Raw genomic sequence first — 16,769 nt, 5'->3', positions numbered from 1 at the left:
TGAATCGAAAAGCACATACATATGTAGAAAAAAGGGACAAGGGTGTATGTGATGACTTTGCACGCAATCAGCCGCTATATGGATCAGCCGACACAGAAAATGATTGAAACATTGATCAAAAGGAAACGCAAATACGAGGGATTTGCAAAACAATGCAAAAGGTGGCAATGGACAGCCCTTTTATCACTTGCGATTCTTCTGTTTTATTTTGTGATAACAGCTAATAGCGGGGGCTCCCTGCAGCCGGAAGCGATGATTGCCACATTGCTTGGCCATGAGGTGTTTCTGTTTTGGATCATGGCTGAAGTGTTTGCTTTTTACGCATCGTATTATTATAAGAAAAAAGAAGAAAAGGCTGAGGATGAATATCATAAGCTCAGATGTGAAATTATACAGAAAAGCACAGATTTATGGCCTCAATCAAATCAGTGGAAAGAGCGCGAGGCCGTTTTTCACTTCATGCAGACGCAATATGACATCAACCTCTATTATGAAAGTAAATAAATGAGCAAAAGACGTTTAAACAGTTGAAACGTCTTTTTTCATTCAAGCGTCCTATAAAAGAAAGCTGATACAAGGGAGTCATTCATAATGAAATATGCCATCGGATTTACTGCTGCCATAGCGGCTGTGACAACAGGTGTGTGTGTAACAGCGAAAATGGTGAAAACGGCAAAACAAAACAACATCAAAAAGCATTACTTTACAATAGAAGGACTTCAGTCAGATCGACCTGCAGTCATTTTCTTTATTTCTGATACCCATCGCCGTCTAATTAGTGATACTTTATTAGCGGAAGTGGAAGAGCAGCAGCCTGATGTCATTATGATCGGCGGGGACTTAGCTGAAAAGGGAGTCCCATATGCTAGAGTCGAAGAAAATGTGAAACGTTTAGCAAGGATTGCCCCGGTGTATTTTGTGTGGGGGAATAACGACCATGAGCTGCATCAGCAAAAACTCAAAGACATCCTCCATACCTATCAGGTGACGACATTGCAAAATGAGACGGCTGTGTGGAATTTTGAAGGACAGCCCATTAAAATAGGCGGAATTGATGATATCCGGCTTGAAAAAGCAGATTATGAAGCGATACGGCCGGAGTTTGTCAAAGAAGACGTGAATATCCTTTTATCACACAACCCAGATGTGCATCACTTGATGAGTGAAGAAGAGGGAATTGATCTCGTTTTGAGCGGTCATACCCATGGGGGTCAAATTCGCATTGGGAAATTTGGTCCGTATGAAAAAGGAAGAACAGGCCAAGTCAAAGGTGCTTTCTTTCTGATTAGTAATGGTTACGGAACAACAAAGATTCCGATGCGTCTTGGAGCAGAACCAGAAACCCATCTGATCTATTTAATGCCGCTAAAAACGCGCTAAGTTGATGCCCCATCAATATTTTCCATAAAAGTCACCGTAAGCATAGCTTCATGCTTGTCTTCCGTCTTGACACAGTGTAAACTGAATACAAAATTAAGAACCTATGACTCATCATCTCATATACTACAGTATGATGTGTGTTAGAAGAGGCAGGAGGGAACGTTATGCGGCTAGAGCGTCTGAATTATAATAAAATCAAAATTTTTCTCACACTAGATGATCTGACAGACCGAGGTCTTACGAAAGAAGACCTTTGGAAAGATTCGTTCAAAGTTCATCAGCTGTTTAAAGACATGATGAACGAAGCGAATCAGGAGCTCGGTTTTGAAGCGAATGGACCGATTGCTGTTGAAGTATTTTCTCTTCAGGCGCAGGGGATGGTCGTCATTGTGACAAAGAGTCAGCAGGAAGATGCTGATGATGAGTTTGATGAAGATTACATTGAGATGCAAGTCAAGCTCGACGAGAGCAAGCATGTGCTCTATCAATTTGCCTCGTTTGAAGATGTGATTCAACTGTCCCATATTTTAAGTCGTATTGGACTTTTAGGGGGTACAGTTTACCATTATGAAGGTCAATATTTTCTCAGTCTAGATGATTTCGAAGAACTGTCTGCAGATACGGTCATTTCTATTTTAGCGGAGTTCGGTTCACCGACGACATTAACCATTCACCGGTTAAAAGAATACGGAAAAGTGATCATGCAGGAAGATGCAGTGAAAACGATTCAACTGTATTTTTAATCACTTTTTTCTATTATATTTAATACTGTTGTGATGAAACAACAGTATTTTTTTATATCCATTTTTATATTTATAAACGCTGATATTTTATTTTGATAAAAAACGCTTTTTACCTTTGCTTTACCAGTACGAAGGTGTATACTATTGCTTGAAAGGGAGCAGTAGATCATGAAAGATTTCTAGGGGGTTTATTTTAATGGCAGCCGATCAAAACGCCGCTCATAACGCAGAAGATAAGCTAGATGTTTTAAAGTCAACTCAAACCGTCATACATAAAGCGCTTGATAAATTGGGCTATCCGCAAGAAGTGTATGAATTGCTGAAGGAGCCAATTCGCCTATTAACGGTCAAAATTCCAGTACGTATGGATGATGGATCGGTGAAAATTTTCACTGGTTATCGTGCGCAGCATAATGATGCTGTCGGTCCAACAAAAGGCGGAATTCGATTCCACCCGAACGTTACTGAAAAAGAAGTAAAAGCGCTTTCAATTTGGATGAGTTTAAAATGTGGTATTGTGGATCTTCCTTATGGCGGAGGAAAAGGCGGTATTATCTGTGATCCAAGAGAAATGTCATTTAGGGAGCTTGAAAAACTAAGCCGCGGCTATGTACGCGCAATTAGTCAAATCGTTGGACCAACAAAAGATGTTCCAGCACCAGATGTGTTTACAAACTCTCAAATCATGGCATGGATGATGGATGAGTATTCTAGAATTGATGAATTTAACTCGCCAGGATTTATTACAGGAAAACCAATTGTTCTTGGAGGCTCACATGGACGTGATACTGCAACGGCAAAAGGTGTAACGATCTGTATCAAAGAAGCGGCGAAGAAAAAAGGAATTGACATCAATGGGGCTCGTGTTGTCGTTCAGGGATTCGGAAATGCAGGAAGTTACTTGGCTAAATTTATGTATGATGCCGGAGCGAAAATCGTAGGAATTTCAGATGCTTACGGCGGTTTGTATGATGAAGATGGTCTCGATATTGACTACTTGCTTGACCGACGTGACAGCTTTGGAACCGTCACTAAATTATTTAATGATACAATTACAAACCAAGAGCTGCTTGAGCTAGATTGTGATATCTTAGTACCTGCAGCCATTGAAAATCAAATTACAGAAGATAATGCGGCGAACATTAAAGCCAAAATTGTCGTAGAAGCAGCAAATGGACCAACGACATTGGAAGGGACAAAAATTCTTTCAGATCGTGGTGTACTGCTTGTTCCAGACGTACTTGCAAGTGCGGGTGGAGTGACTGTTTCTTACTTTGAATGGGTTCAGAATAACCAAGGGTTCTACTGGACAGAAGAAGAAGTAGAAACTCGTTTAGAAGATATGATGGTGAAATCATTTAATAATATTTATGAAATGGCGCAAAACCGCCGTATTGATATGCGACTAGCAGCATATATGGTCGGTGTACGTAAAATGGCTGAAGCTTCTCGATTCAGAGGCTGGATTTAAGCGACTTATTTGCATCGCGCCTTAAAATCTCCTATCCTTAAATAGGAGATTTTTTTATGGAATCATGCAAAGAATCAAACAGCCCAGCAATTGTTATTGCAGTGAAACGACAGGAGTGGAACAAATGAAACAAGAAAAAGCGATCATAATAGGAGGCGGCCCGTGCGGTCTATCAGCTGCCATTGCATTCAAGCAAATTGGGATTGATGCACTTGTGATTGAAAAGGGCAATGTGGTCAACAGTATTTATCATTACCCTACACACCAAACCTTCTTCAGTACAAGTGAAAAGCTTGAGATCGGTGACGTCGCTTTTATCACTGAAAATCGGAAACCCGTTCGTATTCAGGCGCTTTCCTATTACCGAGAGGTGGTCAGACGAAAAAGCCTTCGTGTGAATGCTTTTGAAAAGGTAAACGCTGTGACGAAAAAAGATGGCCGTTTTACGGTAAATACATCAAAAGACGACTATACATGTGAATATGTTGTGATTGCGACTGGCTACTATGATCATCCTAACTATATGAATGTAAAAGGGGAAGACCTTCCTCATGTGTATCATTATTTTAAAGAAGGACACCCCTACTTTGATAAAGATGTGACGGTGATCGGCGGGAAGAACTCTAGTGTTGATGCTGCCCTGGAACTTGTGAAATGCGGAAGCAGGGTGACGGTTTTATATAGAGGAACTGAATATTCATCCAGCATCAAACCTTGGATTTTACCAGAGTTTGAAGCGCTTGTTCGAAATGGCACCATTCGAATGGAGTTCGGTGCAGAGGTGAAGGAAATCACAGAACAGGATATTGTCTTTACAAACCAGCAGGGCCAAACGGATCGAGTGAAAAGTGATTATGTGTTTGCGATGACAGGTTATCATCCTGATCATTCATTTTTAGAAAAAATGGGTGTAACAATCGATCCAGAATCAGGCCGCCCAGCATTTGATGAACAAACAATGGAAACAAATGTAGAAGGTATTTTCATTGCAGGGGTCATTGCAGCTGGTAACAACGCCAACGAAATTTTCATTGAAAATGGAAGATTTCATGGCGGGTTAATTGCAGAAGAAATCAACAAAAGAATCAACGGGTAAAAAAAGAACTGGGTCCTTCTAAGGGATTCAGTTCTTTTTTATGTAAATTGGGATTATATAGAAGATTATTTTTGGGAAAATGGGCTCGAGTCATATAAAAAAGGGGTGATTCGTGGTACGATAATAAAGGATAATGTAGGGAAAGAGGTCTGATTATGATCGCAATCATTTCAGCAGGTTTAGCTCCCGGCATCGCACTTTTAAGTTATTTTTATTTGAAAGATCAATACGACAATGAGCCGGTTCATATGGTCATCAGATCTTTTATGCTAGGTGTCATACTTGTGTTTCCAACCATGTTTATTCAGTATGTCCTCCAAGAGGAAAATATCGCCACGAATCCTATCGTGATTTCATTTGTGACATCGGGTTTTTTAGAAGAATCATTAAAGTGGTTTATTTTAATGGTCAGTGTCTATGCGCACGTACAGTTTGATGAACACTATGACGGGATTGTCTATGGAACAAGTGTCTCACTTGGATTTGCGACACTTGAAAATATTTTGTACTTAGTGGGTCATGGGGTAGAGTACGCGTTTACACGTGCCTTGCTGCCTGTATCAAGCCATGCTTTATTTGGTGTGGTGATGGGATTTTATATAGGTAAAGCTCGCTTCTCTGATAAAAAAGAGCAGCGAAAATGGCTGATTCTCTCTTTAATACTTCCTATCCTTTTTCATGGCTTATATGATTTCATTCTTCTCGGCATGAAAAATTGGGGATATATTATGTTGCCGTTCATGATTTTTTTATGGTGGTTTGGTCTGCGGAAAGCCAAAAAAGCCCGTGCGGTGAAGATGGTACAAATTTAAATTGGAAAACGTCCTATACGTCTTTAGGGCGTTTTTTGTCTTTTCCATCCAATTCCCTCCTGTGATGAATGTATAAAAATAGGGATCGGAAGAAACATATATTCAAACATCAAAAGTACAGGAGGATCAAATATGGACAAAGCTCGTTTCATGAAACAAATCGTCCTTATCTTCTCAATTGTTCTGCTCGCGTCTTCATTGATGACAGCTGAAAAAAGTGAAGCTTTCACGAATCAAGTGATTCAGCGGGGAGCTACAGGAGAAGATGTCGTCGAGCTCCAGGCAAGGCTCCAATACAATGGTTTTTACAATGGAAAAATAGACGGGGTGTATGGCTGGGGAACTTACTGGGCCGTGCGCAATTTTCAAAGCCAGTTTGGTGTAAAGAAAGTCGATGGACTCGTAGGGGAAAAAACAAAAAACCTATTAGTTCAAAAGACGAAATACTATAAAGAGTTTGTGCAGCAGCAGCTGCAAAAAGGGAATCAGTTTACGCATTATGGCGGGAAACCTCTTGATCAGCAAACAAAGGCTCCTGCGCAAAGAAACACGCAAAAAAAGACAGCACAAGGTGCAAAAGAGAATCAAAAAAGTCAAAGCGGAGGAAACAGCTCGACTGGGAAGTCTGGAAAGCAGTCAGGAAATGGTCAAGCAAATCAAACGCCGAAACAAACAGCAGCCAACATGCCAGGTGGTTTTTCAAGCAATGACATTCAGCTTCTTTCACAAGCTGTTTATAGTGAAGCGAGAGGTGAACCTTATGAAGGACAGGTAGCGATCGCAGCCGTCATCTTAAACCGTTTAAACAACCCGACCTTTCCAAACACTATTGCTGGTGTCATTTTTGAACCGCTTGCGTTTACTGCTGTAGCAGATGGACAATTTTATATGGCGCCAAATGAAACCGCTAAAAAGGCAGTATTTGATGCCATTAATGGCTGGGACCCATCTGAAAGCGCCGTTTATTACTTTAATCCTGATACAGCAACAAGCCCATGGATTTGGGGAAGACCACAAATTAAACGAATCGGGAAACATATTTTCTGTGAATAAAAAGAGGTGTAAATAAATGATCAGAGGAATATTGATTGCTATTTTAGGAATTGCTGTCATCTCAACAGGATACTGGGGCTATAAAGAGCATCAAGAAAAAGATGCAGTACTGCTTCATGCAGAGAACAACTATCAAAGAGCCTTCCATGATTTAACGTATCAAGTCGATCAGCTGCACGATAAACTTGGCGCAACACTTGCGATGAATAGCCAAACATCTATATCTCCAGCACTGGCAGATGTATGGAGAATGTCATCAGAAGCGCATAACAATGTCAGTCAGCTTCCGCTCACATTGATGCCTTTTAACAAAACAGAAGAGTTTCTAGCGAATGTCGGTGACTTTAGCTACAAATCGTCACTTAAATCTTTATCAGATGAACCATTAAACAAAGATACACACAAAACCATTACCACTTTATATGATCAAGCGGCAGATATTCAAAACGAACTTAGACAAGTGCAGCATCTCGTACTCAACAAAAATTTAAAATGGATGGATGTTGAAATGGCACTGGCTGATGGAGATCGAAAAAACGACAACACCATCATTGACGGATTAAAAACCGTTGAGAGAAATGCTGATGCGTTTGCAGATGTTGATCTTGGCCCTACAAATGTGTCAACTGAATCAGAAACGCAAGGCTACAATCACTTAAAAGGGCAAAAGATTTCAAAAAAAGAAGCGATTCGCATCGCCCAGCAATTTGCGCCTGACCATAACAAAGATTTTAAGGTGAGAAAAAGTGGGAGTAAAACGAACCGTGATGTCTACAGCCTGTCAATGTCTGACCCAGACAACCGGGCAAACTTTTATTTAGACTTGACTGAAAAAGGCGGCCATCCTGTCTATCTTCTTCAGAACCGTGAAGTGAAAAAACAAAAAATCAGTTTAAATGATGCCTCAGAAAAAGCACTAAGTTTCTTAAAGAAGCATGGATTCGATACCGAATCATTTCATTTAGATGAGAGTGCGCAATTTGATAATATCGGCGTATTTACCTATGTGCCTTTACAGAATAACGTATTGCTTTATCCAGATAGTATTCGAATGAAAGTCGCTTTAGATGATGGTGAGGTTGTGGGATTCTCAGCGAAAGACTATTTAATGAATCACAGAAAACGTGACATAAAAGCACCAAAGATTTCTCGAAAAGAAGCTGAAAAGACCTTAAATAAACATGTGAAGATCGAGGATACACATGTAGCTCTTGTTCAAAATGATATGTCAGAGGAAGTTCTCTGCTATGAGTTTTTAGGAACCATTAAAAACGACACGTACCGAATGTTCATTAATGCAGATACTGGAAAAGAAGAAAGAGTAGATAAACTAAAAAATGCAGAACCTATATATAAAGACCTATAGAAAAGGAAGCGAGGAAAAGGCGAATAAGCCTTTTCCTTTTGTTTTATACATGGTTTAATATAAGAGAGGATACGATTTCACAGATGAAAAGAGTGATGAGGAATGTTACAAATAGGGGATGCAATCACAATTGAGTATGTCAATGAGAACAAAGAAGTGAAAACTGCAAAATCGAAAGTTTTGGAAAATAATAACGATGATATTTGCATTAATTATCCAGCTGATAAAGAAACGGGGCGCACGATCTATTTAAATCAAGAAACAGAAATCACCGTCTTCTTTTTCGATGAAAATCAAATTCCATACAAATGTACAAGCAAAGTCATTGGGAAAAGAAAAGAAGATATCCCGATGATTGTCGTTTCGATTCCGCCAAAAGAAGAAATGATTCGGCTTCAGCGAAGAGAATATCTTCGAGTGGATACGATGGTGAAAGCGTCCATTACGCAAAATGGTGAAGAAACCTTCGACACATTTATTGTCAATATGAGTGCTGGCGGTGTAGCAATTGCTGTTCCAGAAGGTGTCTCACTAAAAGAATATGGCGAGGTCGTCACAGAGTTTGAACTTTCACTTAAAGAACCAGTGAAAATTAAAGCGATTGCAGAAATGAATCGTGTTTATCAAGATGAACAGACGGGGAAAACAAGAGCGATCATGGAATTTACTGAAATCACAAACGACCACCAGCAACACATCATGAAGTATTGCTTCCAGCAGCAGCTTCTAACACGTGTGAAAAAAGTATAAGAATAAAGGTTGTCAAAAGCTTCCATACTAGAGAGAAAGAATCTAGCGTTGGAGGCTTTTTGTATGAAAACAATGGAAAGATGGCTATTCAAAGCAGTGCTCATTCAGCTCATTCTGCTTTTGGCGGTTCAGGTCACCCTTCACTTGACGAAAGGAGAACTATTTTTGTCAAAAGTCGTACAATACGAGGGTGTGAATAACATGAGCATTGAAGATTGGATTGAGACATTTAAGCAAAAGGATTGATAGAAAATTCCCCCGTTTGAGCGGTGATCGTGTTACAATTCATAAGGGAGATTCAATCAAGGAGAGGTATTATGAAAAAGAAATTATCTATCGCAATTGACGGTCCTGCTGCAGCAGGAAAAAGCACTGTGGCAAAAATTGTCGCAGCGAAAAAATCATATATTTATATCGATACAGGTGCGATGTACCGCGCAATTACACTTGCAGCACTCAATCAAGGCGTAGACCTTGAAGACGAACAGGCACTTGATGCGTTATTGAAAAACACAGTCATTGAACTTGTGTCAACTGACGAAGGTCAAAAAGTACATTTAGACACGATCGATGTCACAGAAGACATCAGAACAGACCGCGTAAGCAATCAAGTCTCTGTTGTTGCAAAGCATAGAGCTGTCCGGGAAGAAATGGTCCGCAGGCAGCAAGAGCTGGGGAACCGAGGCGGTGTCGTCATGGATGGAAGAGACATTGGCACGCATGTTCTTCCAGATGCAGAAGTGAAAATTTTCTTGCTTGCGTCAGTAGAGGAAAGAGCAAAACGTCGTTTTGAAGAAAATCAGAAAAAAGGCTATGATGTCAATTACGATCAGCTGATCGAAGAGATTGCAAGACGTGACAAGCTTGATTCTGAGCGGGAGGTATCACCGCTGAAGAAAGCAGATGATGCCATTGAAATTGACACGACTTCCCTTTCTATTCAAGAGGTTGCAGGTAAAATTTTAGATGCAGCAGAGCGTGTAGAAAAACAGTAAGAAATTTTAGAAAACTTTTATAAGTTAGAGGTTTATCTCTTGACAAACAAGGTCTTTTATTAGAAGTTTATACTAATACTATTTTTATTGATCATTCAAGCAATTCTGTTGATTTGAATGTTTCTATAATACATATTCGGCTGGCAATCATCATGCTAAGGACACATATTCACCCAGTCGTTTTAACTAAGCTGTGTAGGTTTGGACCAAGGAGGTTATCGAAATGACAGAGGAAATGAATCAAATCGATGTTCAGGTACCAGAGGTTGGAGATGTAGTGAAAGGGATTGTTTCTAAAGTTGAGGACAAGCATGTCAATGTAGATATCGTCAATGTGAAACAACCTGGGATCATCCCAATCAGTGAATTATCAAGTCTTCACGTTGAAAAAGCATCAGATGTCGTGAAAGATGGCGACGAGTTAGAGCTTAAAGTAACAAAGGTCGAAGACGATGCTTTGATTTTATCGAAACGTGCTGTTGATGCAGACCGCGCTTGGGAAGACCTAGAGAAAAAGTTTGAAACAAAAGAAGTATTTGAAGCAGAAGTAAAAGACGTTGTCAAAGGTGGTCTAGTGGTCGACATTGGTGTTCGCGGATTTATTCCTGCGTCTCTTGTTGAGGCACACTATGTAGAAGACTTCACTGACTACAAAGGAAAAACACTCTCGCTTGTTGTGGTAGAGCTTGACCGCGAAAAAAACCGCGTGATTCTATCGCATCGTGCAGTCGTTGAGCAAGAACAATTAGACAAGAAGCAAGACTTCCTGCAAAAGCTTGCAGTAGGCAGTGTGATTGATGGAAAAGTGCAGCGCCTGACTGACTTTGGTGCATTTGTTGACATTGGCGGCATTGATGGATTAGTTCACATTTCTCAACTATCCCATGCGCATGTCGAAAAGCCATCTGACGTTGTTGAAGAAGGACAGGAAGTGAAAGTCAAAGTTCTTGCTGTTGACCGCGATAACGAACGTATCTCACTATCTATTAAAGAAACATTACCAGGACCTTGGAGCCAAATTGGCGAAAAGGTAAAACAAGGTGATGTTCTTGAAGGAACCGTTCAACGCCTTGTGAGCTTTGGAGCATTTGTTGAAATTCTGCCAGGTGTAGAAGGACTTGTGCATATTTCCCAAATTTCACACAAACATATCGGTACTCCTCAAGAAGTCCTTGAAGAAGGGCAGACTGTGAAAGTGAAAGTGCTTGATGTCAATGAAGATGAAGAGCGCATTTCACTTAGCATTCGTGAATTAGAAGAGAATCCTGAAAAACAAATCGAAGAGGATTACCGTCAATATCAGGCGAAAGAAGAAAATACCAGCGGATTCCAGCTTGGTGACCTGATTGGTGATAAACTCAATAAACTAAAATAATTTGGTGATCAAAATTGACGCGAGCAGAAAGAAAGAAACAGCATATTGAGCATGCTTTGTCGACTGGCCAGCATGCAGCAACAGGTTTACAAGATGTTTCCTTCGTTCACGCCAGTTTACCAGATCTTGCGACATCACAAATTGATACACATACGACAATTGGCGGACTGACTTTCGGTTCGCCAATTTTTATCAATGCAATGACTGGTGGAGGCGGAGAATCGACCTATGAGATTAATCGCTCTTTATCTATCGCAGCGAAGGAAACCAATATTCCAGTAGCAGTCGGATCACAAATGGCTGCACTGAAAGATGCAGACGAACGTCGTACGTATGAAGTGGTTCGAAAGGTGAATCCAGATGGACTCGTTTTTGCCAATTTGGGCAGTGAGGCGACAATTCAGCAAGCGCGGGAAGCCGTTGACATGCTGGGGGCAAACATGCTTCAAATTCACTTAAACGTGATTCAAGAGATCGTCATGCCTGAAGGAGATCGTGATTTCAGAGGTGCTGTTGAGCGGATCTCAGCCATTGCTGAATCAATTGAGGTGCCTGTTGTCGTCAAAGAAGTTGGATTTGGGATGAGTAAGGAAACAGCAAAGAAATTATTTGATGCTGGAGTTGCTACTGTTGATGTAGGTGGATTTGGGGGAACGAATTTTTCTAAAATCGAGAACCTGCGCCGTCAAAAAGCACTTCGCTATTTTGACCAGTGGGGAATTCCAACTGCAGCGAGTCTGGCTGAAGTACATACAGCCTTTCCAGATCAAACCGTCCTAGCTTCTGGAGGCATTCAAGATGCACTTGATGTGACAAAATCAATTGCTCTTGGTGCGTCTGCCGTTGGATTAGCCGGCTTTTTCTTAAAATCCCTGACGAGTGGAGGAGAAAAGGGCCTCATCTCTGATATCATTGATCTACAAGATGATGTGAAGATGTTGATGACAGTACTTGGCATGAAAACAATTGAGGAGCTAAGGCAAGCTCCGATTGTGCTTACAGGGGAAACAAGTCATTGGCTGAAAGAAAGAGGCGTGGATACTACGTACTATAGTTTAAGAAATAAGAAGACAAAGGACTAAATGAAATGTAGCCCTTTGTCTTCTTTTCAGCGTGAAAGAAAACTTTTTTTGTCTATGAAAGACAGCTACTTTTTGCGGAGCGAATTTGACATTCGTGAGCACCAATGCGCAGGACTGACACTGAATGCGAGGGTTTGTCTGCACGCTGAGACATGTGGTAATCACATGTCTTTTTTTTATTGATTTCTTTTGCGAGCGTCTTCCGGGCCTTCTAAAGTTGTTGCCCCTTTGTGATGAATGGATTGATCGCGATCAGATTCAACTCTTCTTGACGCCTTTAGGCGTTTTTCCTGTCTATCCTTACCCATCATACATCCCTCCTCAACTATTAGGGTGTCACCTCTTGTTTATTTCATGCAAATCCCGCACCTTCTCATACGTTTAAAAACTGGAGATTTTCCCATAATGTAATTGAGGTGATGAGGGTTGGAGGCATTGTACTATTATTGGTCAATATGGTTCGTTTGGATTATGGTGACATTTATCATGGAGAAAAGCACGTGGCGCAATGTGCTGGGCGTATGTGTTCTCATTCATATTATATGCAGTCATGTCATGGTTTCTATTTTAGACATTAGGATCAATGCAGGATTTTTGATGACCTTTTTATATGCTTGCATGTCATTCGTGATCTTTCGGCCTGCTCATCGAATCATGCGAATCATGCAATTAGGTTCCATGGTCAGTGCGTATGCCTTTTTTATGATTTTTGCATTATATGATCCAGTTTGGTTCACGATAATAAAGGTGGACTGGGTTGTATTTGCCTTGCTGATCTTGATGTGTTTAACATATGGGCATCAGTTAACGGAACGGATCACTTTATGGATGATGGCTATATGTCTGGGGGAAGCCCTTTATGCGCTTACGATTCATCGCCTCACATCTTCCATTGTCATAGGAGATCTCTCGTTTCTTTCCATGACTGTTCAAGGAGCTGTCTTTCTATTAGGTGTAGGTCAGCTTGAAAAACTCTTGAACACCCGTTCATCTAGAAAACCAGTAAAAGGGGCTGCAAAATCAACATGACGGATTACACGTTTCCTGTGATTATTGGTGTCATCTTTGGGATGGCGGCTAGGCTTTATATGCTAAGAACTGATTATCGGCAATATCCCACATATATTCATGGACAAGTGATTCACATTGCGCTAGGTTTTATCGCATCAGGGCTTGGTGCTATTATTATGCCTGCGCTGATCCAGGAAGAATTCACTGCCATTACCTTTCTGACGCTTGCAGCCACGCAATTTCGTGATGTGCGTAATATGGAAAGAAATACATTGACCCAAATGGATTCGTATGAGCTTGTCTCACGAGGCAGTACATATATCGAAGGCATTGCGATCGCCTTTGAAAGTCGAAATTATATTGCCATTCTTACTGCCCTTATTACAACGACCGCCTGTATTTTCTTTTCGCTCGTCGTTGGGACCGTGGTCGGTATTCTTTGTTTTTTCATGGCAAAACTATTAATGTCAGGGAGCCAATTAAAGGATATCGTGAATATTCAAAAAGGGGAACTTCGTTTTGACGGCGCAGGACTTTACGTAAATGATATTTACATTATGAATATCGGGCTGCCTGAAAAGCAAAAATTGATATTAGAGCATGGAATGGGGTTCATCTTGACTCCGAAGAATTTTAACTCGGCCACAACCATCGCAAACCTTGGGCAGCGGCAAGCTATCTTATTTGATTTATCCAACGTGCTTGGTGTATACCGAGATTCTGGTGAACCATCGCTTTGTCCGCTCGCAAAACGTGATCTGAATAATGGCACACTTGGCGTATTCATTTTACCGCAATGGCAGCGTGAAGATTTAGCTGTCCGTGTATTAGAAGAGGTGCCTATTTTAGAAAATGCCATTAGAATGCCGACAGATTTCATTAAAAAGAAAGTGAGGTAATAGGGCATGGCGAACACCATTGAACAATTTATATTGGCTGTGGCGACAACAAATAAAGAGCGGGTCATTGGCGGAACAGCCGTTTTTTTCTGTGAAAATAAAGAAGAGCTCGACATGTATGCCATGAATTTAGAGGCCATTTTAGATGGAATTGCACACGGCATTGGAGAAGATCTTTACTTGATCGTCAAACATTTTTAAGTTATTCATTGTGGTCTGATTAAAAATTGATATAATATATAAGTTGAACCCTTCATGTTTGAAGGGTTTATTTCATAAAACTGAATGAAAATTATAAATCCCGGTTGAAACATGATGATGAACATATTGAATCGCGGCTGGATTGAAAGGAAGGGTACTATGGGTAAACCTGTCGTAGCCATTGTTGGAAGGCCCAACGTTGGAAAATCTACAATTTTTAATCGAATCGCAGGCGAAAGAATATCGATTGTAGAAGACACACCTGGTGTAACAAGAGATCGAATCTATAGCTCTGCTGAATGGTTAAATTATGACTTTAATTTAATAGATACTGGTGGAATTGATATTGGAGATGAGCCGTTTTTGGCGCAAATTCGCCATCAGGCTGAAATCGCAATGGATGAAGCGGATGTTATTATCTTTATGGTCAATGGAAGAGATGGCGTCACATCTGCGGATGAAGAAGTCGCAAAAATTTTATATCGCACGAAAAAACCTGTCGTACTTGCTGTCAATAAATTGGACAACCCTGAAATGAGAAGCGACGTGTATGACTTTTATGCACTTGGATTTGGCGAACCGTATCCGATTTCTGGAACGCACGGGCTCGGTCTAGGTGATTTGCTTGATGCTGTCGCAGAGCATTTCAAAAACTTACCAGATACACAGTATGATGAAGAAGTGGTCCAGTTCTGCTTAATCGGCCGCCCAAATGTAGGGAAATCCTCTTTGGTGAATGCGATGCTCGGTGAAGAACGTGTCATTGTCAGCAACATCGCTGGTACAACAAGAGACGCTGTAGATACAATGTTTACGTACAATCAACGTGACTTTGTCATTGTCGACACAGCCGGTATGAGAAAAAAAGGGAAAGTATATGAAACAACAGAGAAATACAGTGTACTCCGTGCGTTGAAAGCCATTGATCGATCGGATGTTGTCGCTGTTGTTCTTGATGGTGAAGAAGGCATTATTGAACAGGATAAACGTATTGCCGGCTACGCACACGAAGCGGGTAAAGCCGTTGTGATCATTGTGAACAAGTGGGATGCTGTTGAAAAAGACGAGCGTACAATGAAGGAATTTGAGCAAAACATTCGCGAGCATTTTCAATTCCTTGATTATGCACCTGTCTTATTCATGTCTGCTCTTACGAAAAAGAGAATTCACACGTTAATGCCAACAATTATTACCGCTAGTGAAAATCATGCGATGCGCGTTCAAACTAACATTCTAAATGATATTATCATGGATGCCGTAGCAATGAACCCAACGCCGACCCATAACGGACAGCGTCTGAAAATTTACTATGCAACACAAGTGGCGATCAAACCGCCGTCCTTTGTTGTGTTTGTAAATGATCCAGAACTTATGCACTTTTCTTATGAGCGTTTCCTAGAAAACCGAATTCGAGATGCATTTGGTTTTGAAGGAACACCAATTAAAATATTTGCGAGAGCGAGAAAATAAAAAGGGTGAGCAGGATGAAGAAAATTTCAGTACTTGGAGCAGGGAGCTGGGGAACAGCTCTTGCGCTTGTATTAGCTGATAATCATCATGATGTACACATGTGGGGACATAGACAAGAATTAATTGATCAAATCAACGAGAAACATGAAAATCATGATTACTTGCCTAATGTTGCATTGCCAGCGTCTATTCAAGCGACAACAGATATGAAACAGGCACTAGAAGGGACAGATGCGATTATTGTCGCTGTGCCAACAAAGGCTATTCGAGAAGTATTGAAACAGGCAAATGAGTTCATTACGTCAAAGGTGCCATTTGTTCATGTCAGTAAAGGAATTGAACCAGATACGCTTCTTAGAATTTCTCAAATGATTGAACAAGAAGTCCCAGAAGCGAAAAGGGAAGCAGTGGTTGTCCTGTCAGGACCAAGTCACGCTGAAGAAGTTGGCTTGCGTCATCCGACAACTGTGACTGTCTCGTCAGAAAATATTGAAGCAGCTCAATTTGTTCAAGACTTGTTCATGAACAATCATTTTAGAGTGTACACCAACCCTGATGTGATTGGGGTGGAAATTGGCGGGGCGCTGAAAAACATCATCGCTCTTGCAGCAGGGATCACAGACGGACTCGGATATGGCGATAATGCGAAAGCAGCGCTCATCACAAGGGGTCTTGCTGAAATCGCCCGCCTCGGCACAAAAATGGGAGGAAACCCTCTTACGTTTGCCGGATTAACAGGTGTTGGAGATTTGATTGTCACATGTACAAGTGTTCATTCGCGTAACTGGCGCTGCGGGAATTTACTCGGTAAAGGATTTAAGCTCGAAGAAGTGCTTGAAAAAATGGGGATGGTTGTCGAAGGCGTCCGCACAACAAAAGGCGCTTATCAGCTCTCCAAAGAATACAAGGTCAGCATGCCGATTACAGAGGCTCTTTACGGCGTCCTATTTGAAGGGAAAAAGGTAGACGATGCTGTAGAATCCTTGATGGCACGTGTGAAAACACATGAGATGGAAGACCTTGTGAACATGTTCGAAAACCAAACAAAGTAATTGGAAGACTGAA

19 protein-coding genes are annotated in these 16,769 nt (G+C 41.0%); 18 read left to right on the top strand and 1 reads right to left on the bottom strand.

Features of this window, described 5'->3' with window-relative positions:
* Positions 1-51: 51 nt before the first annotated feature.
* The 13 genes from NST73_RS10830 (at position 52) to fni (ending at position 12,123) form a co-directional block, all read left to right on the top strand.
* Positions 52-504: a DUF2663 family protein gene (locus NST73_RS10830; protein ID WP_007500988.1), complete on the top strand. Its 453-nt coding sequence runs from the start codon at positions 52-54 to the stop codon at positions 502-504.
* A gap of 87 nt (positions 505-591) precedes the next feature.
* Entirely contained in the window at positions 592-1,380 is a 789-nt protein-coding gene (locus tag NST73_RS10825) for a metallophosphoesterase (RefSeq protein WP_217967025.1), read from the top strand.
* Positions 1,381-1,544: 164 nt separating this feature from the next.
* Positions 1,545-2,123 (top strand): genetic competence negative regulator, encoded by a 579-nt coding sequence (locus tag NST73_RS10820; RefSeq protein ID WP_342499092.1) that lies wholly within the window; start codon positions 1,545-1,547, stop codon positions 2,121-2,123.
* Positions 2,124-2,319: 196 nt separating this feature from the next.
* Positions 2,320-3,594: a Glu/Leu/Phe/Val dehydrogenase gene (locus NST73_RS10815; RefSeq protein WP_007500982.1), complete on the top strand. Its 1,275-nt coding sequence runs from the start codon at positions 2,320-2,322 to the stop codon at positions 3,592-3,594.
* A gap of 124 nt (positions 3,595-3,718) precedes the next feature.
* Positions 3,719-4,690 carry a YpdA family putative bacillithiol disulfide reductase gene (locus tag NST73_RS10810; RefSeq protein WP_039165767.1) on the top strand — a complete coding sequence of 324 codons (972 nt, stop codon included), beginning with the start codon at positions 3,719-3,721 and terminating at the stop codon, positions 4,688-4,690.
* Positions 4,691-4,845: 155 nt separating this feature from the next.
* Positions 4,846-5,502 carry a glutamic-type intramembrane protease PrsW gene (gene prsW / locus NST73_RS10805; protein ID WP_008344507.1) on the top strand — a complete coding sequence of 219 codons (657 nt, stop codon included), beginning with the start codon at positions 4,846-4,848 and terminating at the stop codon, positions 5,500-5,502.
* Positions 5,503-5,634: 132 nt separating this feature from the next.
* The gene (gene sleB, locus NST73_RS10800; protein ID WP_144679408.1) at positions 5,635-6,555 is read left to right on the top strand and encodes a spore cortex-lytic enzyme; all 921 of its coding nucleotides are present in this window, start codon (positions 5,635-5,637) and stop codon (positions 6,553-6,555) included.
* A 16-nt stretch (positions 6,556-6,571) separates the two neighbouring features.
* Positions 6,572-7,921: a germination protein YpeB gene (gene ypeB / locus NST73_RS10795; protein ID WP_008344510.1), complete on the top strand. Its 1,350-nt coding sequence runs from the start codon at positions 6,572-6,574 to the stop codon at positions 7,919-7,921.
* A 102-nt stretch (positions 7,922-8,023) separates the two neighbouring features.
* Positions 8,024-8,671, top strand: a complete 648-nt coding sequence (locus tag NST73_RS10790) for a flagellar brake domain-containing protein (protein ID WP_007500975.1) — start codon at positions 8,024-8,026, stop codon at positions 8,669-8,671.
* Positions 8,672-8,734: 63 nt separating this feature from the next.
* On the top strand, positions 8,735-8,917 hold the full coding sequence (locus NST73_RS10785) for a YpfB family protein (RefSeq protein ID WP_008344514.1): 183 nt from the start codon (positions 8,735-8,737) through the stop codon (positions 8,915-8,917).
* A gap of 71 nt (positions 8,918-8,988) precedes the next feature.
* On the top strand, positions 8,989-9,666 hold the full coding sequence (cmk, locus tag NST73_RS10780) for a (d)CMP kinase (protein ID WP_017359766.1): 678 nt from the start codon (positions 8,989-8,991) through the stop codon (positions 9,664-9,666).
* Positions 9,667-9,889: 223 nt separating this feature from the next.
* Positions 9,890-11,041: a 30S ribosomal protein S1 gene (gene rpsA / locus NST73_RS10775; RefSeq protein WP_008344519.1), complete on the top strand. Its 1,152-nt coding sequence runs from the start codon at positions 9,890-9,892 to the stop codon at positions 11,039-11,041.
* Positions 11,042-11,055: 14 nt separating this feature from the next.
* Complete coding sequence (fni, locus tag NST73_RS10770; RefSeq protein ID WP_342499091.1) at positions 11,056-12,123, top strand: type 2 isopentenyl-diphosphate Delta-isomerase; 1,068 nt, start codon at positions 11,056-11,058, stop codon at positions 12,121-12,123.
* Between the two features lie 176 nt (positions 12,124-12,299).
* Here fni and NST73_RS10765 read toward each other — a convergent pair whose 3' ends face one another.
* Positions 12,300-12,431: a YpzI family protein gene (locus NST73_RS10765; RefSeq protein ID WP_008344525.1), complete on the bottom strand. Its 132-nt coding sequence runs from the start codon at positions 12,429-12,431 to the stop codon at positions 12,300-12,302.
* A gap of 178 nt (positions 12,432-12,609) precedes the next feature.
* On the opposite strand from NST73_RS10765, the gene NST73_RS10760 reads away from it, so the two are divergent.
* The 5 genes from NST73_RS10760 (at position 12,610) to NST73_RS10740 (ending at position 16,756) form a co-directional block, all read left to right on the top strand.
* Entirely contained in the window at positions 12,610-13,152 is a 543-nt protein-coding gene (locus tag NST73_RS10760) for a hypothetical protein (RefSeq protein ID WP_342499090.1), read from the top strand.
* A complete protein-coding gene (locus NST73_RS10755) occupies positions 13,149-14,033 on the top strand; it encodes a YIEGIA family protein (RefSeq protein ID WP_007500964.1) in 885 nt (294 codons plus the stop codon). Before NST73_RS10760 ends, NST73_RS10755 begins: the two co-directional genes overlap by 4 nt.
* Before the next feature lie 6 nt (positions 14,034-14,039).
* On the top strand, positions 14,040-14,234 hold the full coding sequence (locus tag NST73_RS10750; RefSeq protein ID WP_008344527.1) for a hypothetical protein: 195 nt from the start codon (positions 14,040-14,042) through the stop codon (positions 14,232-14,234).
* A 159-nt stretch (positions 14,235-14,393) separates the two neighbouring features.
* Positions 14,394-15,704 carry a ribosome biogenesis GTPase Der gene (gene der / locus NST73_RS10745; protein WP_008344528.1) on the top strand — a complete coding sequence of 437 codons (1,311 nt, stop codon included), beginning with the start codon at positions 14,394-14,396 and terminating at the stop codon, positions 15,702-15,704.
* A gap of 14 nt (positions 15,705-15,718) precedes the next feature.
* Positions 15,719-16,756 (top strand): NAD(P)H-dependent glycerol-3-phosphate dehydrogenase, encoded by a 1,038-nt coding sequence (locus NST73_RS10740; RefSeq protein ID WP_342499089.1) that lies wholly within the window; start codon positions 15,719-15,721, stop codon positions 16,754-16,756.
* Positions 16,757-16,769: the final 13 nt, after the last annotated feature.

This window comes from Bacillus sp. FSL W7-1034, assembly GCF_038593365.1.
Classification (GTDB): Bacteria; Bacillota; Bacilli; order Bacillales; family Bacillaceae; genus Bacillus; species Bacillus altitudinis.
Note: the sequence above shows the minus strand (reverse complement) of the source record. Positions and strands in the feature narration are given on the sequence as shown.

Coding starts and splice junctions, on each gene's coding strand:
- NST73_RS10830 (WP_007500988.1), top strand. CDS start 52: ATGACTTTGCACGCAATCAGCCGCTATATGGATCAGCCGACACAGAAA.
- NST73_RS10825 (WP_217967025.1), top strand. CDS start 592: ATGAAATATGCCATCGGATTTACTGCTGCCATAGCGGCTGTGACAACA.
- NST73_RS10820 (WP_342499092.1), top strand. CDS start 1,545: ATGCGGCTAGAGCGTCTGAATTATAATAAAATCAAAATTTTTCTCACA.
- NST73_RS10815 (WP_007500982.1), top strand. CDS start 2,320: ATGGCAGCCGATCAAAACGCCGCTCATAACGCAGAAGATAAGCTAGAT.
- NST73_RS10810 (WP_039165767.1), top strand. CDS start 3,719: ATGAAACAAGAAAAAGCGATCATAATAGGAGGCGGCCCGTGCGGTCTA.
- prsW (WP_008344507.1), top strand. CDS start 4,846: ATGATCGCAATCATTTCAGCAGGTTTAGCTCCCGGCATCGCACTTTTA.
- sleB (WP_144679408.1), top strand. CDS start 5,635: ATGGACAAAGCTCGTTTCATGAAACAAATCGTCCTTATCTTCTCAATT.
- ypeB (WP_008344510.1), top strand. CDS start 6,572: ATGATCAGAGGAATATTGATTGCTATTTTAGGAATTGCTGTCATCTCA.
- NST73_RS10790 (WP_007500975.1), top strand. CDS start 8,024: ATGTTACAAATAGGGGATGCAATCACAATTGAGTATGTCAATGAGAAC.
- NST73_RS10785 (WP_008344514.1), top strand. CDS start 8,735: ATGAAAACAATGGAAAGATGGCTATTCAAAGCAGTGCTCATTCAGCTC.
- cmk (WP_017359766.1), top strand. CDS start 8,989: ATGAAAAAGAAATTATCTATCGCAATTGACGGTCCTGCTGCAGCAGGA.
- rpsA (WP_008344519.1), top strand. CDS start 9,890: ATGACAGAGGAAATGAATCAAATCGATGTTCAGGTACCAGAGGTTGGA.
- NST73_RS10765 (WP_008344525.1), bottom strand. CDS start 12,431: ATGGGTAAGGATAGACAGGAAAAACGCCTAAAGGCGTCAAGAAGAGTT.
- NST73_RS10760 (WP_342499090.1), top strand. CDS start 12,610: ATGGAGAAAAGCACGTGGCGCAATGTGCTGGGCGTATGTGTTCTCATT.
- NST73_RS10755 (WP_007500964.1), top strand. CDS start 13,149: ATGACGGATTACACGTTTCCTGTGATTATTGGTGTCATCTTTGGGATG.
- NST73_RS10750 (WP_008344527.1), top strand. CDS start 14,040: ATGGCGAACACCATTGAACAATTTATATTGGCTGTGGCGACAACAAAT.
- der (WP_008344528.1), top strand. CDS start 14,394: ATGGGTAAACCTGTCGTAGCCATTGTTGGAAGGCCCAACGTTGGAAAA.
- NST73_RS10740 (WP_342499089.1), top strand. CDS start 15,719: ATGAAGAAAATTTCAGTACTTGGAGCAGGGAGCTGGGGAACAGCTCTT.